Source organism: Roseovarius sp. D22-M7 (genome assembly GCF_037083785.1).
Lineage (GTDB): Bacteria > Pseudomonadota > Alphaproteobacteria > Rhodobacterales > Rhodobacteraceae > Roseovarius.
The window spans coordinates 1-22,275 of sequence record NZ_JBAPKY010000006.1; the positions used below are offsets into that span (position 1 = coordinate 1).

Here is a 22,275-nt window from a genome sequence, read left to right on the forward strand (position 1 = left end):
CTGTGCCGCAGTGTGTGAGGGGACACCTTCTTCTTGATCTCGGCAAAGTCGCAAGCCGCCCCAAACGCGCGGTTGAACTGCCGGGTCGAGATCGGATCGATCCTGTTGCGGGCGGGAAAGAGCCAGCCCGCGGGCCGGGCTTCGCGGTAATAGTCGCGCAGAAGTTCAAGCAGGCTGGGCGACAGCATCACATGACGATCCTTGCGGCCCTTTCCCTGATCGACCCGGATCAGCATCCGGTCGCTGTCGATGTCGGGCACACGGAGGTGGGTCACTTCGCTGGCCCGAAGGCCGCCGCCATAGGCCACGCTGAAGGCGGCCCGGTACTTGAGGCCGGGCCCAGGGGCGACTTCGAGAATGCGGGTGACCTCCTCGGCACTCAGCACCACCGGGATCTTCTTCGCCAGACGCTGATAACGCATGTGGCGCTTCATCTCGGGTCGCGGACACGTCGTTGCAAAAAAGAAGCTCAGAACCGTTAGCCGGTTGTTGAAGGTCGGCGCGCCGATGCCGCGCTCCTTCATGTCGAGCTGAAACGCGCGCAGCTCCTCCGGGGTCGCGGTATCGGGCGAATGGCCCAGAAACCGGGTGAAGTCACGCATCGCTCGCAGATACATCGTCTGCGTCTTCGGCTGCAGCCCCTTGATCTGCATATCTTCGAGAAACCGCCGGCGCAAAGCGGGAACATGTTGATCGGACATGGAAACCTCCTGTCATCTGATTGAGAAGGTCCCAATCGTCCGACAGGTGCGCCCATCCACCAAATCCCACCACCGCGATCAGCGCGCTACACTCGCCGCAAGCGCCCATACCGCGAGAGCGGTTTCGTCCCTGTCCCGCGTTGCAGTCAGTCGCGGCCAAAGTTTTGAACGTCTGCTTTCATCGACCCGAGATATCTTAGGATATAGCCGCTTCGGGCTGTCTACAGACCTCCGGAGCACCCGTCGCGTACGGGAGCGCAAGGCCAATAAACGGGCGGACTAGGCCATATTGGACTGCGTACACAACCCGCGTACGCAACGTACACCCTGTACACCCGGATCGCGGGGGATCAGGCGGATTGGCCCAGACGGGATTCGAGCACGTCGAAGGGCACGCCCGGCTCGTCCTTGGCCCCGCGGATGACCAGCGAGGTCTTGACGCTGCCCACGTTCCTGGCCGCGGTCAGCTCCTCGGTCAGAAAACGCTGGAAAGTCAACAGGTCAGGGGCCACGCATTTGAGGATGAAGTCCACCTCGCCGTTCAGCATGTGGCACTCGCGCACCAGCGGCCACGCCCGGCAACGCGCCTCGAACGCCGACAGATCCGCCTCGGCCTGGCTTTGCAGCCCCACCATGGCAAACACCTGCACCTCGAATCCCAACTCCCGCGCATCCACCTTCGCGTGATACCCGCGGATATAGCCCTGTTCTTCCAGCGTGCGCACCCGCCGCAGGCAGGGCGGCGCAGAGATTCCCACCCGTCGGGCCAGTTCGACATTGGTCATCCGGCCGTCCGCCTGAAGCTCGGCCAGGATCTTGCGGTCAATTTCGTCCAGACGTGTCAGGGGCATGGGCTCTCCGATTCCATATCGGGGGAAAGTTATACCTCAAACGCCTGATCCGCAATATTATTTCAACATTCGGACACTTTCTTTCCGATATCCGGGGTCGTCACGCATGGAATAGCCGTGCGACGGTTAACGCGGGGCTGCGCCACCGTACGCCGTCAGCCGCCGCCCTGCGGATGCGCCCGCGCGTAAACCTCCATCAACCGCGCGGTATCGACGCCGGTATAGGCCTGCGTGGTCGACAGCGACGCATGCCCCAGCAGGTCCTGGATCGCCCGCAGATCGCCGCCCGCGGTCAGCAGATGCGTCGCGAAACTGTGGCGCATCGCGTGCGGCGTCGCCGTCGCCGGCAGGCCAAGCTGCGCGCGCGTCCGCTCGACCACCTTCTGCACCGCCCGCGCCCCAAGCGCCCCGCCCCGCGCCCCGTAAAACAGCGGCCCGCGCGGGGTGATTTCATAGGGGCACACATCGGCATAGCGCGCCACCGCGTCGCGCGCGGGGTCGATCACCGGCACCAGCCGTTCCTTGCCGCCCTTGCCGGTGATGCGCAGCATATCGGCCATCGGCAGCACCGCGCCGGTCAGGCCCAAAGCCTCTGATATGCGCAGCCCGCAGCCGTAAAGCAGCGTCACAACCGCTTGATCCCGCGCGCAAATCCACGGTGTCGCGGATTGCATCTCCAGCGTCTCGATCACCTCGCGCGCGGCCTGAGGCGACAGAGGGCGCGGCAGCTTGGGCTGGAATTTCGGCGCCCGGATCGACAGCACCGCCGTCGGTTCGAACCCCTCGCGCTCGGCCAGCCAGCGGTAGAAGCCCTTGACCGCGGACAGCTTGCGCGCCAGCGACCGCGCGCCCACCCCGTGCGACCGGGTAAAGGCCATCCAGGCGCGCATGTCCGCGGTCTCGACCCGCGCCAATGCCCCGAGCCCCTGCATCTGACCGTGATGTTCGGTCATGAAGGCAAGGAACCCGGCGACATCCTGCCCGTAAGCCTCGATCGTGTTCTCGGACGCGCCGTGCAGGGCCTCTTGCGCGGCGAGCCAGCCCTGCAGGGCGTCGCGGGCCGCCGCCGAGATCATGCCAGCCAGCGGCGCATGCTGCGCTCGAACACGCCGGCGAAGAAGGCCAGAAGATCGGTGCCCTGCTGGGGGGTGAACTGCTCGGCATCCTTGGAGCCCATGACCAGCAGGCCGGGCAGGCGATTCTCGCCCAGATCCAGCAGCAGACACGCCTCGGAACGCAGATGCCCGGTGTCGTCGCCATGGATGCGCGCCTCGCCGCCGTGGATCTGCCGCAGGGTCACCTGACGCGCCTCCGCGTCGCGCTGCCCGGTCAGATAGCACTTGATGAATCCGGGCTCTGCCACCGAAAGCACATCGCCCGCGGCCGCCATCGCCGCATCGCCGTCCCGTTGTGCGGATTCGAGCACCAGCCGCACGCGATCCACGCGCAGGATATGCGCCACGTCGCCGCCCAGATCGCGCAGGAAATGCCCGAAATCCAGAGGGTCGAGCATGCGCAGGATGGCGCGGTGCACCTGATGCATGCCCGACAGGTTTTCATAGGCCGCCCCGATGACCGAGCGATGCGTGTCCTCCAGCCGGTCGAGCCGCGCCTCGAGCCGATCCATCGCGATGCCGCGCAGGTCGACGATATTCTCGCCCATGGCGCGCTCGTTTCCGGCGACCAGCGCGCGCATGAGGTCCTGATCCCCCAGGATGATATCCGGTCGCGCGATGATCTGCGCACGCAGGCTGTCGGTGATGTCGGGTGTGCTGCTCATGTGCCCCTCATTGCCCCGCATTTTCACGCCGAGGTTAGCAGGTCTACGCCGGACGTCGCCAATGAAATCGCACAATGCGGGCCACGGTGAGGCTTTTCGACCATGCCGGCCGTTGGACCCGCTGCGGTGTCAGCCCTGATGCTCGGCGCCGATGCCCTGGAACATGGCGCGCAGATCCACGGTGCTCTCGACACCGATCCGGTCGTGATGCCGTGACAGCCAGGTCGCCGCCGTCTCGCGCCCGATATCGCGTAGCCGGGTCAGGAAGGCCCATTCGACGTTCATCTTCGACGACACGCCCATCGGCTTCAGCGCATCCTCGTTCTCGATCAGGTGAACCTTGACGGGGCGGTAATGCCCCGGCGAGAGCTTGCCCTGGCGGATCAGCCGGTCGACGAAATCGATGGCGCGCAACTCTTTCAGCAGGCTGGAATTGAAGGCGATCTCGTTGAGCCGGTTCTCGATGTCCTGCGCGGTGCGCGGCGTGCCCTTGCGCTCGATCGGGTTGATCTGGATGACGGCGATATCGTCGGTGCCGGTCTTGCCGTATAGCGGGAACAGCGCCGGGTTGCCCATGTAGCCGCCATCCCAGTAGGGTACGCCGTCGATCTCGACCGCGCGGTAGAGATGCGGCAGGCAGGCCGAGGCCATGACCATGTCGGCGGTCAGGTGCTCGCGCGGGAAGACCTTGACGCGCCCGGTCTCGACATTTGTGGCCGAGACGAAAAGCTCGAAGGCGCTGCATTTGCGCACCATCTCGAAATCGATGCTTTCCTCGACCAGGTCGCGCAACGGATTTATGTCCATCGGGTTGAGCTGATAGGGAGACGCGATCCCGGTCAGGGCGTTCATGAAATGATAGAAGGGGTTGTTCTCGAGGCCCCAGTTGCCGCTGATCCGGTCCACGGGCGTGCGTTGCAGGGGGGTGTGCTGTGCGCTGCGGCTCATGGCGGCCCAGAAATTCTCGAGCGCCTCGCGCGCCCCGTCGGGGCCGCCGCGGGTATGGCCATCAGCCAGCGCCACCGCATTCATCGCCCCCGCCGAGGTACCCGAGATGCCCGCGATCCGCAGGCGCCCATCCTCGAGCAGGTAATCGAGCACGCCCCACGTGAAGGCGCCATGCGCCCCGCCACCCTGCAGGGCAAGGTTGATGGGCTTTGCGTTCCTGGTCATCCGGCCTCGTCCTCGCTGCGTTGCGGCATCCCCGTTGTCATAGCGGAAATCGCGCGCGACCTGTAGGGGCTAATTCATCGCGCACAGGCACGCCCGTGTGAGATCAGGCACCCCCGTGTGAGAGGGACGGGCCGCGACGGCCTCACATTCCGGGCCGGACACCCGCCGACGGGCCGGGCGCGAACACCTGCCGCGGCAAAAGCCGCGACCAGCGCGGCGTCGGGCGGTCGGGCATGGCGGCGCGCAACTGCGCCAGCGGCATCCGCGCGGCGTCGCGCAACAGCCGGTCATACAGCGCCAGCACGCCCGGCCGCGTGTAGGGCGACCAGTGACAGATCCGCGTCACCGGGGCCGCAATCTCGAAGCCGTTGACGCGCAGCGCGGTCAGCGTGTCGGGATGATCCATCTGCAGGTTGAGCACGTTCGCCCCCGGCGGCAGCGCCAGCCCGAGGCTGCGATTGCCGCGCGCGGGCGGCGGAATCAGGCATTCCAGCAGGAAGTCGAAAAGGTCGTTCTCGCGGCTGGTAACGTTGATGACCTCGGCACAGCGCCCCGCAGGCGTCTCGAGTGCGGCCGCCGCACGGCCCCCGAACTCGGCCCCGGCGAGCAGGATCAGCCGCGAGACGGCACCCGCCGGCAGATGCGGCAAGGCCTGCAGCACCACGCGAGCGCCAAGCGAATGCGCAACCGCATGCACGGGCCGGTCGGGCGCGATGCGGCGGATCATCGCGATCAGCTGCGCCAGCCGCTGCCCGGCACGCGCGGCCTCGGCATAGGCCTGCCGCAGCGTGCCGCGCGCCTGCCAGCCAAAGCCGATGCCGAGCCCCTCATCCGGCGCGCCGCCCCCGAAGCCGAGACCGCGCGGCCAGCTGACCACCTTGAACGAGGCGAGCGTCGGATTAAGCGACAGGATCTGTTGATGTGGACATTCGCGCGGATGTCCGGGGGCGTATTTGAAGCCGTGCACCATCACGATCACCGGGCCGTCGCCACTCAGAAGATCGGGCAGATGCGTCCCCGGCGCGCAGGTCGGATCATGCAATTCAGGTCCATCCCGCCCGGCATTGACATGAATCACTGGCATTGGCCGTCCCCTACTACATCTTGTGCGCAGACTTAGAGGAGACATATTTCGATCCGGTGACAGTCCGGTTAAACCTCCGTGACGGTGTTGACGCCGATGACGCAACAGGATTATTTGACCCTGTGGTGATTTGTTGCCGGATTGCGGGCCACGTTAAACATTTCCGCTAAAGAGGTCAGGAGAAAGCCCCCTTTCGCTTGGCCGGAACGGGGCTTTTTTTATGGGCACGAGGGCCCGGAGGACGAACATGACCGAAAGTTGGAAAAGCCGCACGCGCCAGGTGCATGGCGGCACGCGGCGCAGCCAGTGGGGCGAGGTCAGCGAGGCGCTGTTCCTGACCCAAGGCTTTGTCTACGACACCGCCGAGGCGGCGCAGGCCCGCTTCGAGAAGGCGGGCGCGGACGAATACATCTATGCCCGCTACGGCAATCCGACCGTCGCCATGTTCGAGACCCGCATCGCCGGCATCGAGGGCGCCGAGGATGCCTTCGCCACCGCCAGCGGCATGGCGGCAGTCTCGGGCGCGCTGACCTCGATGCTGCGCGCCGGCGATCACGTGGTCTCGGCGCGGGCGCTGTTCGGTTCGTGTCTCTACGTGCTGGAAGAGGTCCTGACGCGGTTCGGCGTCGAGGTGACGTTCGTCGACGGCACGGATCTGGACCAATGGCGCGCGGCGATCCGTCCCGACACCCGCGCGGTGTTCTTCGAGACGATCTCGAACCCCACGCTGGACGTGGTCGACATCGCGGCGGTCGCGGAGATTGCCCACGCGGCGGGCGCCACGGTGATCGTCGACAACGTCTTCGCCACGCCGGTCTTTTCGCGCGCCATCGACCAGGGCGCGGATGTGGTGATCTATTCCGCGACCAAGCATATCGACGGCCAGGGGCGGACGCTGGGTGGGGTGATCCTCGGCACGCGCGAGTTCATCCGCGGCACGGTCGAACCTTACATGAAACATACCGGCGGCTCGCTGTCGCCGTTCAACGCGTGGGTGATGCTCAAGGGTCTGGAAACGCTCGATCTTCGGGTCCGTGCACAAACCGACAGCGCTGCGACCATCGCCGCGGCGCTCGACGGTCACACCGCGCTTGCGCGGCTGATCTACCCCGGCCTGCCGGCGCATCCGCAACACGATCTGGTCAGACGCCAGATGGGGCCGGGCGGCACCATCTTGGCGCTCGATCTGGCCGGCGGGCAGGCGGCGGCGTTCCGGTTTCTCAACGCTTTGGATATCGTCATCATCTCGAACAATCTCGGCGATGCGAAATCCATCGCCACCCATCCCGCGACCACCACCCATCAACGTCTCTCGCCCGAGCGTCAGGCATCGCTGGGGATCACCCCGGGCCTCGTGCGGCTTAGCGTCGGGCTGGAGGATCCCGACGATCTGGTCGCCGATCTGCAACAGGCCCTCGATGCGGCGCTTTAGCACACATGACCCCCATCGGCGCGGATCCGCCCGGGCGCATATCCCCGACTTTGATCGATATTGGGAAATTTCGCGCAACTGACTTATGTATGCGGCAAGGCGAATTGAAAGGGACATCGCGATGAACATGCATCCGCCCGAAATGACACCGGATCGCGACGCGGCGAAAGAGGCGCTGGACCTGCTGCGCAACTGGGCCCGCACGGCCAGCCCTGAGGAAGTGGCCGATCTCGACCCGGCGATCGCACGGCTTGTCGGGGGGGATGCGCTGTCGAACTACCCGGCGCTGTCGCGCGACTATCCCGACGATTTCGAGGTGACGGACGGCTATCGCGCCACCCTGCCCGATCTGCAGAACGGCCCCGCCTCGCTGATCCGCGGCACGCGGCAGCACCTGCAGCATGTGGGTATCTCCAATTTCCGCCTGCCGATCGCCTATCACACCCGCGACAACGGCGACCTGACGCTGGAAACCTCGGTGACCGGCACTGTCAGCCTCGAGGCCGGCAAGAAGGGTATCAACATGTCGCGGATCATGCGCAGCTTCTACAAGCATGCGCAGAAGACCTTCAGCCTCGACGTGATGGAGGCCGCGCTCGCAGATTACATCACCGATCTCGACTCGCCCGACGCCCGGCTGCAGATGCGGCTGTCCTATCCCGCCAAGGTGCGCTCGCTGCGCTCGGACCTCGAAGGTTACCAGTATTACGACATCGCGCTCGAACTGGTGCAACAGGACGGGGTGACGCGCCGGTTCATGCATCTCGATTACGTCTATTCCTCGACCTGCCCCTGCTCGCTGGAGCTCAGCGAACACGCCCGGTCGGCGCGCGGACAGCTCGCGACGCCGCATTCGCAGCGTTCCGTCGCCCGGATCTCGGTCGAGCTGATCGGCCCGGACTGCCTGTGGTTCGAGGACCTGATTGAGGCGTGCCGCCGCGCCGTGCCCACCGAGACGCAGGTCATGGTCAAGCGCGAGGACGAGCAGGCCTTCGCGGAACTCAACGCCGCCAATCCGATCTTCGTCGAGGATGCTGCGCGGCTCTTCTGCGCGCAGTTGCTGGCCGATCCGCGGATCGGCGACTTCCGCGTCATCGCCAGCCACCAGGAAAGCCTGCACAGCCACGACGCGGTCAGCATCCTGACCGAGGGCGACACCTTCGCGGCCGAAAGCCTCGACCCGCGGATCTTCCAGACGCTGATGGCCGGGCGGTAAGCGCCGCAAACGGGCATCGCGTACATGTTTCAGGCGGAAAGCGGCGCGCCGGGGCAATCGTGATTTGACCTCGGCGCACTTTGCTGCAATGCAGCGTACGGAATTATGTTCTGCCGCCCTCGTGACATTTGGAAGGGCGGATGCGTCTGAAAAGGAAACCAAGGATGCTTTCACCCGACCTGCCGCTCAAACTTTCCGCTGCCGGGATCCGTTTCACCGGCTACATGATCGAGAACAACATGCGCATGGCGCGCGTGTTCGGGCTTGCCGCGCTGCGCGCCAGCCCCCTGCCCTCGTGCATAACGACCAAGTATGCCGAGGCAGACAGCGCAACGCCGGCGGCGAAAACGCCGACCCCGGCGGCAAAGCGCGCCGCAAAGCCGAAGGCCGAACAACCCGCAGCCGCACCCAAGGCCGAAGCACCCAAGACCAAGGCACCGGCCGAGGCCGGGAAGGCCGTCTCGGACACGCCCGCGCCGGCCAAGACCGAAGCGGCCAAACCGGCCGGGAAACCGGCAACCCAGCCCGCCGCGACGCCGAAGCCCGACGCACCGGCCAAGGTCGCCAGCGCCGCGCCCGCGGCCAAGGGCACAGCCGCGCCCGCGGCCAAGGGTACAGCCGCGCCCGCGGCAAAGCCCGCGACGAAAGCCGCCGCACCGAAGGCCGCCGCCAAGACGGCGCCGGCTGCGAAACCGGCCGACACGGCGACCGGCGCCGCGCCGAAGTCCGCGCAGCCCAAGGCGGCACCGGCCAAGGCGATCCCCGCAGATACCGATGCGGCAGGCGAGACGACACCGGGCGAGAGCGCTGCGAAAACGCCCGCCGAGGCGCCCGAGACCGCCGCCAAACCGCAGGACGCCGCAACGCCGAAGCCGGAAACGCCGGCTGCCAAGCCGCAAACCGGACAGGACGCGCCTGAGAAGGCGGCAACGCAAGAACAGCCCAAGCGCACACGGGCGCCGTCCAACCCGCCCGCGATGCCGAAATCCGACGCCAAGGGCGACACGTCGCAATGATCTCAGGGGCCGGGATGCGCCACGCGCAACCCGGCCTTTCTCAATCGGCGCTGGTCCCGTCGATGCCTTCGGGCCATTTTTGACTAGGGGAGGAAACGTTCACACCGAAAGTGAGGTTTCCAAATGGCGACATCCACCACAAACACCATCACGTCGCCCCTGCGCGACGCTTGGCAACGGTTCGCCGCGACCCTAGAGCGGCGTTTCGAGACGCATATGCGCATCCGGTCACGCCGCGACGAGATCGAGGCGCTCGAGGCGAAAAGCGACGCGGAACTGGTCCGCATAGGCATCCGCCGCGACCAGATCGCCGTTCACGTCTTCCGCGATCTCTTTTACGCCTGACCCGAGGCTGCGTCAGGCATATCGGCCCCGCCGGACATGTTCCGGCGGGGCCGTGTTCATGCTGCAATGCAGCAACACGTCGCGACAGATGTGACGTGCGCCATGGTTTTCGCACCGCGATGCGTTACCGTTTCCATGTGGGAGGGGCCCGTTCACCCGAAGGAAGAGGGGACCCGATGACCGAACCAGAGATGCACATCCATCTTCTGCCGCATGATTGGCGGCGCGACCTGGACCTTTTTATGACAGAGCGCGCGCCGGGCATGAACGCCTACATGCTCAGCCGGCACAGGCTGTCCAGCATGGCCCGGCTGCACGCCATGACCGACCGGCAACTGGCCGCGATGGGATTGACGCGGGCCGACATCCCGGCCTTCGTCTTCGAGGATCTCCTGACCGATTGAGCCGGTTGCCTGCCGACCGCGCGTCAACGCGCTTGACAGTCTCGTGACGCCGGCCCAACGGTTCGCGCCATGTTCGATGTGCGACCCGCAGGATATCTGGTTGGGCTGATGCTCACGGCCATGGGGGCGACCATGGCTGTTCCGCTGCTCGTCGATATCGCCGAGGGGCGCGGCCAGTGGCCGGTCTTTCTGGAAAGCATGATAATGACCTGCCTCGTCGGTCTGCTCGTGGCGCTGGCCTGCCGGAATGCGACCGGCAAGGGGCTGACCATCCAGCAGACCTTTCTGGTGACCACGCTGGCCTGGGTGGTGCTGCCGCTCTTCGGGACGCTGCCCTTCATGCTGGGGGCCACGCAGTTGGGCTTCATCGACGCGTTTTTCGAATCCATGTCCGGCGTGACGACCACCGGCACGACCGTCATCGCCGGGCTCGACGAATTGCCCAAGGGGCTGTTGCTGTGGCGCGGAATCCTGCAATGGCTGGGCGGTCTTGGGATCGTCATCGTGGCGCTGGTCTTTCTGCCCGAGATGCGCGTCGGCGGCATGCAGTTCTTTCGCACCGAGGGCTTCGACACCTTCGGCAAGGCCATGCCGCGCACCATCGACATCTCCAAGGGGGTCATCAACGTCTATCTCGGCCTGACGGTGATCTGCATCGTCTCGTACCTGTTGCTGGGCATGGGGGCGTTCGACGCCACGGTTCATGCATTGACCACGATCTCCACCGGGGGGTTTTCCAGTTCCGACCAGTCCTTCGGCGCGTTCCCCGGCGCGCCGCAATATGCCTGCGTGGTGTTCATGATCCTCGCCTCGCTGCCCTTTGTGCGGATGATGCAGGGCGTGCAGGGCCACATTCGCCCGATCCTGCATGACAGCCAGGTGCAGACCTATCTGCGCTGGATCTTCTACGCGATCGCCCTCGCCGTGATCTACGATTTCGCGGTCAATGGCCGCTTCGACGAGGCAAGCGTGCGCGCGCGGATCTTCAACATGGTCTCGTTCTTCTCGGGCACGGGCTACGGGTCTGCGGATGTGACCGCCTGGGGCTCGTTTCCCTTCGTGATCCTGATCGCCGTGGGTGCGATCGGCGGCTGCACCGGCTCGACCGGGTGCTCGATCAAGATCTTCCGCTACCAGCTCATGCTGCGCGCGCTCGGCCAGCAGGCGCGGCGGATCTTTCATCCCTCCAGCGTCATGGTCCTGCGCCATGACGGGCGCCGCGTCGAGGACGACGTGCTGCAATCGGTGATGCTTCTGTTCACCTGCTACGTTCTGTCGCTGGGGTTTTTCTCTGTCGCGCTCGAATTGACCGGTCTGACGGTGCGGGAATCGATCACCGGGGCATGGACGGCAATCTTCAACATCGGCCCGGCCTTCGGCGAGCGTGTCGGCCCGACCGGGTCGGTCATGGCGTTTCCAGAGGCCGCCAAGGCGCTGATGATCTTCGCGATGCTTCTGGGGCGGCTGGAAATCCTCGCGGTGATCGTGCTGCTGGTGCCGACCTTCTGGCGGTCCTGAACAAGGCGTATCGCCACGCCCCGCGCGCCGATCAGCCCTTGACCTGCCCGGCCCGCTCGCGAAAGGCCAGCATCATGTCCCGCGGATCGCGACCCGCGTCGATCGCCAGCCTGTGCAGGCCGAAATGCACATGCGCCATGTCCTGGTAATAGCGGGTGTAGGCGTAATTGATGCCCGCCCCCGCTGCGGCGCCAAGCACCGGCACGGTCTGCGCCGCAAGCTTCTGGCCCAGGACCGTCGCAAGGCGGGGCGCCACGCGCGCGATCAGCGTCCGCATCGCCGCCCCGGTCAGCGTCATCCGCGCGCCGATGAAGCCCAGATCGACGCCGTCATCATCGGCCAGCGGACCGGCGGCGCCGAACACCTCGACCGAACCGAACCGAACCGACGGGTCCGTCGGATCAAAACCGTGATCCAGCGCGACATCCTGGATCGCGCGCAACAGGATCGTGGTGGTGGCCGGCAATTCGGCAAGCGCCGTGGGCAGCCCGCCCATGCCGCCCGCGGCCCCCATCATCGTGGTCAGCGCCTGCACCCGCCAAGCCGGGCCGTCGCCCACCACGTCGCGCGAGCGATGCGCGGCCTCGGCGGCCTGTCGCAGCGCCGACTCGGTCGTGGAATTGAGCCGCATCCGCACGCTTGGGGGCAAGCGGTCGAGCAGGTCCTCGGCCTGACCGCCGATGAGGTTGAGCACATCCATCGCCGCGTTCCCGGCGCGCGCATTGCGCCGCACCAGCGCATCAAGCCGTGCCTCGGTCGTGGCCTGGTCTATCGGTCGGCCCAGGATTTCCATCGTATCGCCCCGCATCCGTTGTGAACCCGACCTGTCAAAACTGCGGGCGCCGGGCCGCGATTTCAAGCGGCCCGCGTCACCTGTCCCTCGACATGATCCCACGCGCCGGGTTTCAAGGCCAGCCCCAACACGCGGTCGGGATTGGTCGGCGGCGGCATCGTCACGCGGTCGAGACGCGCAAAGCCGAAGCGCCCGTAATAGGGCGCGTCGCCCACAAGCAGCATCCGCTTCCAGCCATCCGCCCGCGCGCGCTCGATCCCCTCGCGGATCAGCCACGCCCCGATCCCCTCGCCCTGATGGGTGGGATGTACCGCGATCGGCCCCAGCAGCAATGCCTGCGCCTGTCCGATGCGCACCGGCCAGAACCGGATCGCGCCGGCGATCGCCCCGTCATCGACCGCCACGAGGCACAGATCGTTCACCGGCGAGACGTCGTTGCGCAGACGATAGGATGACAGGGCCTCGCGCCCGGGGGCAAAGCACAGATCGTAAAGCGCCTCGACCTCCCACCGGTCCCCGGGGCCCTCGGGCCGCAATTCGAACATGGCGCGACCTGCCTTCGCGAAAATCGACTGGCATGGCGCGTAGCACGGCGTTACGGCTGACACAAACCGCATGACTTCAGGAGTGTCGCCGATGTTCTACAAACCCGAGGACGGCCACGGCCTGCCGCACAATCCCTTCAACGCCATCGTCACGCCCCGGCCCATCGGCTGGATCTCGACGCGCGACGCCGACGGCCAAGACAACCTCGCGCCCTATTCGTTCTTCAACGCGGTCGCCTACGTGCCGCCGCAGGTGATGTTCGCCTCGACCTCGGCCAAGCCCGACCGCGACGGCACCAAGGACAGCGTCGCCAACATCCGGCAAACGGGCGTGTTCTGCGTCAATATCGTCAGCGAGGCGCTGCGCGATGCGATGAACCGCAGTTCCGGCCCATGGGGGCGCGAGATCGACGAGTTCGCCGATGCCGGCATCGAAAAGGCCGAGTGCGACACGGTCGCCTGTTCGCGCGTCGCCGCCGCGCCCGCCAGCCTCGAATGCAGGCTGACGCAGATCGTGCAATTGCCGGGCGAGGCGAATTTCGTGGTCTTCGGCGAGGTGACCGGCGTGCACATGCGCGACGATTGCCTTGTCGACGGGCGGTTCGACGTCACGCGCTTCAACCCGCTGACGCGGCTTGGCTACATGGATTACTCGGTGATCCGCGAGACGTTCAGCATGAACCGCCCCGAAAACTGATCCCTAGCCGGGCGAGATCGCCGATCCAAGCTTTGCCGCGCCCTGCCCCGCGCCCTGGCGCCCCAGCGTGCGGCAAAGCACCAGCACCGGGATGAGGCCGAAAGCCACCAGCACCAGCGACGGCACCGCGGCCTCGGCCAGCCTCTCGTCGGCGGCCAGCCGATGCGCCTGCACCGCAAGGGTCTGGAAATCGAACGGGTGCAGGATCAGCGTCGCGGGCAGCTCCTTCATCACGTCGACGAAGACGATCAGCAGCGCCGTCAGCACCGATGTGCGTGCCACCGGCAGATGCACCCGCGTCAGCAGTTTCGGCCCCGGCTGCCCCAGCGACCGCCCGATCGCGTCGAGATGCCCGGGCACCGTCGCCATGCCGCTGTCATAGGCGTTGAGGGCGGCGGCCATGAACCGCACCACGTAGGCCAGCACCATCAGCCAGATCGACCCTGTCAGCAAAAGCCCGGTGCTGATCCCGAACGTGCCGCGCATGAACGCGTCGACCGCGTTGTCGAAGGCCGCCATCGGCACCATCAGACCCACGGCAATCACGCCGCCGGGCACCGCATAGCCAAGCCCCGCGCCCACCACCAGCCATTTCGACGCACGCCCCGGCCGCGTTCGGGCGCGAAACCCCACGAGGATCGCGCCCGCCACCGTCAGCACAGCGGCGACACTGGCCAGCGTCAGGGAATTCGACATGAAGCCGAGATAGCGCGGCGACAGCAGGTCCTGCCCCGATCCCACCGCCATCACCCCCAGCATGATGACCGGGATGATGAAGCCCAGGAACACCGGCAAAAAGCAGATCGCGAACGCGCCCCAACCTTTCAGGCCACGCAATGCCGGGCGCTCCATGGTCTCGAAGCTGCCGCCGCCGCCGGCGGTGCGCGCGCGCCCGCGGCTGGCGCGCTCCAGCCCCGCCAGAAGCAGCGCGAAGGCCAGCAGGCACAGCGCCAGCTGCGAGGCCGCGGCGCGGTCGCCCAGGCTGAACCACGCCTGGTAGATGCCGGTGGCGAAGGTCTGGACGTTGAAGAAGGCCACGGTGCCGAAATCCGCGATCGTCTCCATGATCGCCAGCAGTGCGCCCCCGGCGATCGCCGGCCGCGCCATCGGCAGCGCCACCCGCCAGAAGGCCCGCATCGGCGACCGCCCCAGCGTGCGCGCCACAAGGAACGCGTTGGCCGATTGCTGGCGGAACGACGCGCGCGCCAGCAGGTAGACGTAAGGGTATAGCACGATCGTCAGCATCAGCGCGGCACCGCCAAGGCTGCGCACCTCGGGAAACCAGTACTCGCGCGGCCCCCAGCCGGTGACGGTACGCAAGGCGGTCTGCACCGGGCCGGGATGATCCAGCATGTGGGTATAGGCATAGGCCATCACGTAGGCCGGGAAGGCCAGCGGCAGCGCCAGCGCGATCTCCAGCAGGCGCGCGCCGGGAAAGCGGTAGACGGTCACGAGCCATGCCGTCACCGACCCGATCACCGCGGTGCCGAGGCCGACGATGACCACCAGGGCCAGCGTCGTCGCGGTGTAGCGCGGCAGCACCGTCGAAAGCACCTCGCGCCACGTCTGAAGGTCGCCGGCGAACGCCGACAGCGCCGCGGCCACGATCGGCGCGAGGCACAATGCCACCACGACCCAGGCCAGACGGTGCAATAGGGTTTCACTCATGTTGCGCGGACCGCTCCGGGATAATCCGAGTTTTTTGATCAGTATTCGCCTGCAGCGAAGGGGTCAAGCCACGCCCCCGTCATCCTCGGGCTCGACCCGAGGATCTCTCGCCCCGGCATCAGCCGTCCGACACGCCGGCCTCGGCGAAGGTGGCCATGCCGGCATGACAGGCCAATGCGGAACGCACGATCCCCATCGCCAGAACCCCGCCCGATCCCTCGCCAAGCCGCAGCCCAAGGGACAAGAGCGGCACCTTGCCCAGATACTCCAGCAGGCGGGCATGGCCCGGCTCGGCGCTGACATGGCCGGCGATGGCATGATCCAGCGCGCCGTGCTGCGCGGCCTCCAGACAGGCGGCGGCGGCGGTGCAGATGAAACCGTCCAGCACGACCGGGATTCGCCCCGCGCGCGCCCGAAGGATCGCGCCCGCCATGGCCGCGATTTCGCGCCCGCCCAGACGGCGCAGCACCTCCAACCCGTCCAGCCCGGACGCAGCGTTCACCGCGACCGCCTTTGCCACGATCCGCGCCTTGCGGGTCAGCCCCGCATCGTCGAGGCCGGTGCCGCGTCCGGTCCAGTCCGGCGCTTGCCCGCCATACAGCGCGAAGGCGATGGCGGCCGCAGCGGTGGTGTTGCCGATGCCCATCTCGCCCACAACCAGAAGATCGGTCGCGTGGTCCACCGCTTCCCACCCGGCGCGCAGAGCGGCGATGACCTCGGCCTCGGTCATCGCCGCCCCAAGGCTGATATCGGCCGTGGGGCGGTCGAGATCGAGCGGATGCACATCCATCCGCGCACCGGCGGCCTCTGCCAGCTGGTTGACCGCCGCGCCGCCGGCCCGGAAATTGGCGACCATCTGCGCGGTGACGCTGGCGGGAAAGGCCGACACGCCCTGCGCACAGACACCGTGATTGCCTGCAAAGACAAGCACTTGCGGCGCGTCCACCCGCACCCGCGCCGCTCCGCGCCAGCCGCAATACCAGATCGCCAGATCCTCCAGCCGGCCAAGCGCGCCGGGGGGCTTGGTCAGCTGGGCATCGCGCACCCGCGCGGCCGCGCGGGCCGCGGTATCGGGTCCGGGCAGATCGCGCAGGTGCCGCGCGACATCGGACAGGGTCAAGAAATCGGCGCGCATCGCGGGCCTCGTTGCAAGTTCAGATGCCCTTCTGTATCGCAGCGACCAGCCCCGCCCCACCCGAAAAGGCCCCCGCATGGCAGAAATCGACACCGCCCTCATGCGCGCGCGCGACGTGTCACAGGCGCTGACGCTTCTCAGCCGGCTGCCGGCGCGCGCCACCTCGCATGACCGGGGCGCGCGGGCGGCTTGGGCCTATCCGCTGGCCGGCCTCGTGATCGGCGGGCTGGCCGCGCTCGGCGGCGCGGTCGCGGTCTGGTCCGGGTTACCCCTGCCCCTCGCCGCGCTGGTGGCGCTGGCGCTGCTGATCGTCTGCAGCGGCGCCCTGCACGAGGACGGGCTGGCCGATACCGCCGATGGGCTCTGGGGCGGCTGGACGCGCGAACGCAGGCTCGAGATCATGAAGGACAGCCATATCGGCACCTACGGGGTGATCGCGCTGTGCCTGTCACTGGGCGCGCGGTGGGGGGCGCTGTGGCTCTTGTTCGCGCAAGGCCCCGGCCCGGCAAGTGCCGCTTTGCTGGCAAGCGCCGCGCTGTCGCGGGCGCTGATGCCCTGCGTGATGGCCACCGTGCCGCATGCGCGCGCAACGGGCTTGTCGCACAGCCAGGGACGACCCCGCCCCGCCACGGCGGCGGTCGGCCTAGGCCTCGGCTGCATCGCGGCCCTTCTGCTGACCGGGGGTGCAGGCCTCTGGGCGGTGATCTGGGCGGTGGTCGTCGCCGCCCTTATTGCCCGGATCGCTCACGCCAGGATCGGCGGTCAGACCGGCGATATCTTGGGGGCCACGCAACAGAGCGTCGAGATCGCGATTCTGTTCAGCCTGCTGGCATGAAGAAGGCCGCGCCCGAAGGCGCGGCCTGACACGAATTTCACCAGGAATCACGCGGCGCGGGTGATCAGCACATCGTCGACCTGCTTGGCGGCCTGCACCTCGTCGCCACCGGCGACGGCGGCAACCTCGCGGGTCAGACGCTCCAGCGCGGCCTCGTAGAGCTGACGCTCGGAATAGCTCTGCTCGCGCTGTTCGTCATTGCGGTGCAGGTCGCGCACCACCTCGGCGATCGCGATCAGATCGCCCGAGTTGATCTTCTGTTCGTATTCCTGCGCCCGCCGCGACCACATCGCGCGCTTGACCTTGGCCTTGCCCTTGAGCGTGACCATCGCCTTCGAGATCACCTCGGGCGTGGACAGGCTGCGCATCCCGATCTCCGTCGCCTTGTCGGTCGGCACCCGCAGGGTCATCTTGTCCTTCTCGAACGAGATCACGAAAAGCTCCAGCGTGATGCCGGCGATTTCCTGCTGCTCGATGGACATGATCTGACCCACGCCATGCGCGGGATACACGACATAGTCATCGGGGCGAAACTCGGTCTTCCTGGATTTGGACATTCGGTTTGTTTCCTCGCAAGGTACTGGACTACACAAAGACACACGAACCACGAGCCATTTTCGGCCCGGGATCATGCGTCAATGTCTTTGTCACGCACCCCACAGCAGGACGCTGAAAGGTGCCGTCACGGATTTCTCTTCTAATAGATGAATTGTGTAGCACAAAAAGCACGCATACGAAAGGGCGCGTATCGCCGATACGCGCGTTTTCGGCGCTTTTGCGCGTCGATTTCGCCGCGATACGGGTGGCATCGCGGGTCAGGCGCGCGATCAGCCCCCCTCGCCGGGGGCCTCGGTAAAGTACTTCTCCAGCTTGCCGGTTTCGCCGTCGCGCTCCTCGGCTTCGGGCAGCGGGTCCTTCTTGGTGACGATGACCGGCCACATCTCGGAATACTTGCGGTTGAACTCGACCCATTTTTCCATCTCCGGCTCGGTGTCCGGGCGGATCGCGTCGGCGGGGCATTCCGGTTCGCAGACACCACAATCGATGCATTCGTCGGGATGGATGACCAGCATGGTCTCGCCCTCGTAGAAGCAATCCACCGGACAGACCTCGACGCAGTCGGTGTATTTGCAGGCGATGCAGTTATCGTTGACGATATAGGTCATGGCCGTCTCTCATGCTGTCCGGATCTGCGCTGACGTAGTCCAGTGGGACAGATCATTCAAGCGGTCCGCGTTTATCGAGATCCAGTTTGCGGCGGTCGCGCTTGGTGGGCCTTCCCTTGCCCTCGTATTTGGGCGCGGGCGGCGCGGTGTCGCGCGGCGCGGGCTCTGTCAGATCCTCGTAAAGCGTCTGCGCCTCGGGCGCCGGGCCGCGCCGCGTGCCGGGATCGCGCACCCGGACCACCTTGACCGCGTCGCCCTGCACAAAGGTCAGCACGTCCTGTGCGCCGACCGCATGGGCCGGTTTCGAAACCCGCTTTCCGTTGACTCGCACATGCCCGGAACTCACCTGACGCGCGGCCAGGCTGCGCGTCTTGAAGAACCGCGCATGCCACAGCCATTTGTCGAGGCGGATGGATGCGCGCGGATCAGGCTGCATTGCTGCCAAGACGCCGCATCTGCGCCAGCCAGGCCTCGCGCTGTGCCTTGCGGCGCTCGCCGTCGACCTGCCCCATGAGGGTCGTGCGCACCGGCTTCACGCCGGCGAATTTGAGGATGTTGCGCTCGAGGCTCTTGAGCGAATGCGAGAGGAAGAAAAGCCGGTAGACCAGCGCCGGCATGCCCATCGTCACCACCACGCGCGCCGATTTGCCCTTCAGCTTGGCCTGCCAGTGACCGCTCTCATCCACCGCCATCACGAATCCGCCGCAGGACAGGTGTTCAAGCGCGGATTTCAGGACCGCCGGCATGTCGCCAAGCCAGAGCGGATAGAGGATCAACAGGTGATCCGCTGCGCCCACGGCCCGCTGCATTTGCAAGATACGCTCGTCGGTGGGCGGGGCGTCCCATTGGGCCTTGTTGCGGATATAGGGCAGATCCATCCGAGCCGTGTCGATCAGGTCAACGGCGTGTCCGGCGGCCGAAGCCCCATCCCGGTAAGCATCCGCCAACGCGTGACAGAAATGCCCGCCCTCCGGATCGGGATGGCCCTGAATGACGGCGATGCGACGTGCCATGCTTGCTCCTGCCCTGACGGGCGGCTACGGCCCGGGACTCACCTCCTGGTCTTCAACCCCATCAGCGCCGCCGCGAAGGGATTGTCGGGATCGATGCGCTCTTTCTTCTCGGGTCGGGTGTTCTCTGGGCGGTCCGCTGGGCCCTTGGCGGCGCCTTCCTGCGGTTTCCGGGCGCGGCTGCCGGGCTTGCCCTTTGGTTTGCCCTGCGCTTGGGGTTTCCGCGATTTCGCGCGCCCGCCCTCGGCCGGCCGGTTGGCGCGCGGCGCCCATGTGAAGGTGTAATAGACCTCGATCTCGGGGGTCGCCGTCTCGGGGGTCTCGCCGGGCGCGACCTCCTCTTCGGGGGTGTCGGGGATCTCGGGCACCGCTTCGGGCTCTGCCTCGGGGTCGGCCGCGATCGGGGCCTCGCCCTGATCTGGGATCTCGGCGACCGCGTCGAGCGGGCTTTCCGGCGCGGGATCCTCGGCGGCCGCCGCGGCGTCGGCGGGGGCTTCGGCCAGCGCCTGATCGACCGGCTTGACCTTTTCGCGCTCGCCGCGTTCGGCCTTGTAGCCGAGGCCCTGCATCAGCTCCGCGAACTGTTCCAGCGTCATGCCGGTGATCGACAGCATGTCCGCCTTGGCCTCGAACCCGCCGCGCCCGTCCTCGGCGCGCAGCATGTCGGCCAGCCGTTCCAGCATGTCGATGCGGATCGCCCGCGTGCCGGCGGCGCGGTAGCCGGCCATGTCGTGATACCCCTCGGGCGCATCGGGTTGCACAGGCATCGTCACGAGGCCCGGCGGCGGCGCCTCGGGGAACTGGTCGAGGCCCTGGGCCAGCGACCACAGCACCAGCCGCAGTCGCGTGGGCGCGGGTTTCAGCAGCGCCGGCATGAACACCGTGAACTGGCCGAAGCGGATGCCGTGCTTGCGCAGCGCGCCGCGCGCGCCCTGATCGAGCGCCTTGACCTCGGCTGCGACCGTGGCGCGCGGGATGATGCCCATGGCCTCGACCATGCGAAAGCCGAAACCGCGCGCCTCGCCGGTCAGCGTCTCGTCGCGTTGCAGGGTCATCAGCGGCTCGAACAGCGTGGCGATCCGGCGGTCGATGAAATGCTGAAGGCGCCGCTGCACCTTCTGGGCCACATCCGCGCCGGCCTCGTCATCGACGAAGGCCACGACTTGCGGCTTCAGCGGGTCCGGCCCCGGCGTCAGCTTGCCCACGGCCTCCTTGCCCCATAAAAGCCCGCCCTGCTCGGTGAAGTCGATCTCTGGATCGGGTGCGTTGTAGAAGCGGTCCGCCTTGAGATGGAAATGCGGTGCCAGTGCCTGCAGGCTGGCCTGCTGCAGGGTGCGCGCCTCCTGGGCGGCGGCGGTTTTGTCCTGCATGAAGCGGAAGCCCTCGAGACGTCCGACGAATTCGCCCTCGACGGTGACGTCGCCCTGATCACTTACCTCGGCCACCATGGCCTCCTTCTGCTTGAGCCGGCGCAAGAGCACGGATGTGCGCCGGTCCACAAATCTCTGGGTCAAACGCTCGTGCAGCGCATCCGACAGTCGGTCTTCTACCGCGCGCGTCTCGCCGCGCCAATGGTTTTCGTCCCCGACCCAGCCCTTTCGCTGCGCGACATAGGTCCATGTGCGGATATATGCCAGACGCTTGGACAGGGTGTCGATATCGCCGTCGGTCCGGTCGATGCGGCCGATCTGCCGCGCCAGCCAGTCATCGGGCACCCGGCCCCCCTCGTGCAGGTCGCAAAAGATGCGCTCCAGCAGCCCCGCATGCTCGACATGGCTGATGCCGCGGAAGTCGGGGATGCGGCAGACATCCCACAAAAGCCGCACCGCGGGCGCCGCGGTCGCCCGGGCGGCAACCTCGGGCTGCTCGGCCAGCGTCTTGAGCGCGCCGAGATCATCCGATTCGCGGGTGCGCGCCAGCAGATCGTGCTCGGGCCGCGCCTCGAGCGAGGCGACCAGCGCGTCGGTGGATCCGAAGCTGAGCCGCGCGTTGCGCCATTCCAGCTTGCGGATCGGGGCGAAGCGATGCTCGGTGATCGCCTGCGCGAGATCGGGATCAAGGTCCGGCGCCTCGCCGGTCACTCCGAAGGTGCCGTTGGTCATGCCGCGGCCCGCACGCCCGGCGATCTGCCCCAGCTCGTTGGGATAAAGCGCCCGCATCCGCCGCCCGTCGAATTTCGACAGCGACGAGAACGCGACATGGTTGATGTCGAGGTTCAGCCCCATGCCGATGGCGTCGGTCGCCACGAGGTAATCCACGTCGCCGTTCTGATAAAGCTCGACCTGCGCGTTGCGGGTGCGCGGCGACAGCGCGCCCATCACCACGGCGGCGCCGCCCTTCTGACGGCGCAGCAACTCGGCCATGGCATAGACGTTTTCCACCGAGAACCCGACGATCGCGCTGCGCGGCGGCATCTTGGCGATCTTCTTGGGCCCCGCGTAGCTCAGCTGCGACATCCGGTCGCGGTTCAGGAACTCGACCTCGGGCACGAGGCTGGCGATGACGCCGCGCATGGTGTGACTGCCCAGGAACTGCGTCTCGTGCTGGCCGCGCATCCGCAGCAGCCGGTCGGTGAAGACATGCCCGCGCTCGGGATCGGCGCAAAGCTGGATCTCGTCGATGGCGACGAAATCGGTGCCCATGCCCTCCGGCATCGCCTCGACGGTGCAGACCCAGTACTGCGGGCGGGCGGGCACGATGCGCTCTTCGCCGGTGACCAGTGCCACCACCGACGGGCCGCGCACCGCCACGATCCGGTCATAGACCTCGCGCGCCAGCAGGCGCAGCGGCAGGCCGATCAGCCCGGTGCGATAGCCCAGCATCCGCTCGATGGCGAAATGCGTCTTGCCTGTATTGGTGGGACCCAGAACCGCGAGGGTTCTCGATTGCTCCGACATCCGCCGCGT

At 66.9% G+C, this 22,275-nt stretch carries 23 protein-coding genes and 1 riboswitch; of the genes, 8 read left to right on the forward strand and 15 right to left on the reverse strand.

What is annotated here, in order from left to right:
- The 6 genes from V8324_RS04230 to V8324_RS04255 form a co-directional block, all read right to left on the reverse strand.
- Nucleotides 1-701, reverse strand: a 701-nt coding sequence (locus tag V8324_RS04230; RefSeq protein WP_336418674.1) for a tyrosine-type recombinase/integrase, incomplete at its 3' end; no start/stop codon positions are given.
- Between the two features lie 350 nt (nt 702-1,051).
- Nucleotides 1,052-1,552: an Lrp/AsnC family transcriptional regulator gene (locus V8324_RS04235; RefSeq protein ID WP_336418675.1), complete on the reverse strand. Its 501-nt coding sequence runs from the start codon at nt 1,550-1,552 to the stop codon at nt 1,052-1,054.
- A gap of 155 nt (nt 1,553-1,707) precedes the next feature.
- A complete protein-coding gene (locus V8324_RS04240) occupies nt 1,708-2,628 on the reverse strand; it encodes a tyrosine recombinase XerC (protein WP_336418676.1) in 921 nt (306 codons plus the stop codon).
- Nucleotides 2,625-3,332, reverse strand: coding sequence for a DUF484 family protein (locus tag V8324_RS04245; protein ID WP_336418677.1), 708 nt, complete (start codon nt 3,330-3,332; stop codon nt 2,625-2,627). The genes V8324_RS04240 and V8324_RS04245 overlap by 4 nt, the downstream gene beginning before the upstream one ends.
- Nucleotides 3,333-3,461: 129 nt before the next feature.
- Entirely contained in the window at nt 3,462-4,505 is a 1,044-nt protein-coding gene (locus V8324_RS04250) for a patatin-like phospholipase family protein (RefSeq protein ID WP_336418678.1), read from the reverse strand.
- A gap of 142 nt (nt 4,506-4,647) precedes the next feature.
- Nucleotides 4,648-5,589 carry a hypothetical protein gene (locus V8324_RS04255; protein ID WP_336418679.1) on the reverse strand — a complete coding sequence of 314 codons (942 nt, stop codon included), beginning with the start codon at nt 5,587-5,589 and terminating at the stop codon, nt 4,648-4,650.
- A 112-nt stretch (nt 5,590-5,701) separates the two neighbouring features.
- A riboswitch (SAM riboswitch) is annotated at nt 5,702-5,780 on the forward strand.
- Nucleotides 5,781-5,836: 56 nt separating this feature from the next.
- On the opposite strand from V8324_RS04255, the gene metZ reads away from it, so the two are divergent.
- From metZ to V8324_RS04285, 6 genes are all read left to right on the forward strand, one after another.
- Nucleotides 5,837-7,021 (forward strand): O-succinylhomoserine sulfhydrylase, encoded by a 1,185-nt coding sequence (metZ, locus tag V8324_RS04260; RefSeq protein ID WP_336418680.1) that lies wholly within the window; start codon nt 5,837-5,839, stop codon nt 7,019-7,021.
- 121 nt (nt 7,022-7,142) lie between these two features.
- A complete protein-coding gene (gene folE2, locus V8324_RS04265; RefSeq protein ID WP_336418681.1) occupies nt 7,143-8,237 on the forward strand; it encodes a GTP cyclohydrolase FolE2 in 1,095 nt (364 codons plus the stop codon).
- A gap of 164 nt (nt 8,238-8,401) precedes the next feature.
- Nucleotides 8,402-9,253, forward strand: a complete 852-nt coding sequence (locus V8324_RS04270; RefSeq protein WP_336418682.1) for a hypothetical protein — start codon at nt 8,402-8,404, stop codon at nt 9,251-9,253.
- A gap of 123 nt (nt 9,254-9,376) precedes the next feature.
- Nucleotides 9,377-9,598: a hypothetical protein gene (locus V8324_RS04275; RefSeq protein WP_336418683.1), complete on the forward strand. Its 222-nt coding sequence runs from the start codon at nt 9,377-9,379 to the stop codon at nt 9,596-9,598.
- 176 nt (nt 9,599-9,774) lie between these two features.
- Complete coding sequence (locus V8324_RS04280) at nt 9,775-10,002, forward strand: DUF1127 domain-containing protein (protein ID WP_336418684.1); 228 nt, start codon at nt 9,775-9,777, stop codon at nt 10,000-10,002.
- A 69-nt stretch (nt 10,003-10,071) separates the two neighbouring features.
- A complete protein-coding gene (locus V8324_RS04285) occupies nt 10,072-11,520 on the forward strand; it encodes a TrkH family potassium uptake protein (protein WP_336418685.1) in 1,449 nt (482 codons plus the stop codon).
- Nucleotides 11,521-11,551: 31 nt separating this feature from the next.
- Here the strand turns inward: V8324_RS04285 and V8324_RS04290 are convergent, their stop codons facing one another.
- Together V8324_RS04290 and V8324_RS04295 are read right to left on the reverse strand one after the other, a co-directional pair.
- A complete protein-coding gene (locus V8324_RS04290) occupies nt 11,552-12,328 on the reverse strand; it encodes an EcsC family protein (RefSeq protein ID WP_442970468.1) in 777 nt (258 codons plus the stop codon).
- A gap of 47 nt (nt 12,329-12,375) precedes the next feature.
- A complete protein-coding gene (locus V8324_RS04295) occupies nt 12,376-12,858 on the reverse strand; it encodes a GNAT family N-acetyltransferase (protein WP_336418686.1) in 483 nt (160 codons plus the stop codon).
- Nucleotides 12,859-12,949: 91 nt separating this feature from the next.
- On the opposite strand from V8324_RS04295, the gene V8324_RS04300 reads away from it, so the two are divergent.
- On the forward strand, nt 12,950-13,555 hold the full coding sequence (locus V8324_RS04300; protein WP_336418687.1) for a flavin reductase family protein: 606 nt from the start codon (nt 12,950-12,952) through the stop codon (nt 13,553-13,555).
- Between the two features lie 3 nt (nt 13,556-13,558).
- Here V8324_RS04300 and V8324_RS04305 read toward each other — a convergent pair whose 3' ends face one another.
- Both V8324_RS04305 and cobT read right to left on the reverse strand, forming a co-directional pair.
- A complete protein-coding gene (locus V8324_RS04305) occupies nt 13,559-15,223 on the reverse strand; it encodes an ABC transporter permease (RefSeq protein WP_336418688.1) in 1,665 nt (554 codons plus the stop codon).
- Nucleotides 15,224-15,341: 118 nt separating this feature from the next.
- Nucleotides 15,342-16,358 carry a nicotinate-nucleotide--dimethylbenzimidazole phosphoribosyltransferase gene (gene cobT, locus V8324_RS04310; protein ID WP_336418689.1) on the reverse strand — a complete coding sequence of 339 codons (1,017 nt, stop codon included), beginning with the start codon at nt 16,356-16,358 and terminating at the stop codon, nt 15,342-15,344.
- Between the two features lie 76 nt (nt 16,359-16,434).
- Between cobT and cobS the strand changes: the two genes are divergently transcribed.
- Nucleotides 16,435-17,193 carry an adenosylcobinamide-GDP ribazoletransferase gene (gene cobS, locus V8324_RS04315; protein WP_336418690.1) on the forward strand — a complete coding sequence of 253 codons (759 nt, stop codon included), beginning with the start codon at nt 16,435-16,437 and terminating at the stop codon, nt 17,191-17,193.
- A 47-nt stretch (nt 17,194-17,240) separates the two neighbouring features.
- Here the strand turns inward: cobS and V8324_RS04320 are convergent, their stop codons facing one another.
- The 5 genes from V8324_RS04320 to V8324_RS04340 form a co-directional block, all read right to left on the reverse strand.
- Nucleotides 17,241-17,750 (reverse strand): CarD family transcriptional regulator, encoded by a 510-nt coding sequence (locus V8324_RS04320; RefSeq protein WP_336418691.1) that lies wholly within the window; start codon nt 17,748-17,750, stop codon nt 17,241-17,243.
- Nucleotides 17,751-18,020: 270 nt separating this feature from the next.
- Entirely contained in the window at nt 18,021-18,359 is a 339-nt protein-coding gene (fdxA, locus tag V8324_RS04325; RefSeq protein WP_336418692.1) for a ferredoxin FdxA, read from the reverse strand.
- A 52-nt stretch (nt 18,360-18,411) separates the two neighbouring features.
- Entirely contained in the window at nt 18,412-18,795 is a 384-nt protein-coding gene (locus tag V8324_RS04330; RefSeq protein ID WP_336418693.1) for an RNA-binding S4 domain-containing protein, read from the reverse strand.
- Nucleotides 18,785-19,372, reverse strand: coding sequence for an NAD(P)H-dependent oxidoreductase (locus V8324_RS04335; protein WP_336418694.1), 588 nt, complete (start codon nt 19,370-19,372; stop codon nt 18,785-18,787). The genes V8324_RS04330 and V8324_RS04335 overlap by 11 nt, the downstream gene beginning before the upstream one ends.
- A gap of 38 nt (nt 19,373-19,410) precedes the next feature.
- The gene (locus tag V8324_RS04340; RefSeq protein ID WP_336418695.1) at nt 19,411-22,266 is read right to left on the reverse strand and encodes a helicase-related protein; all 2,856 of its coding nucleotides are present in this window, start codon (nt 22,264-22,266) and stop codon (nt 19,411-19,413) included.
- Nucleotides 22,267-22,275 lie beyond the last annotated feature (9 nt).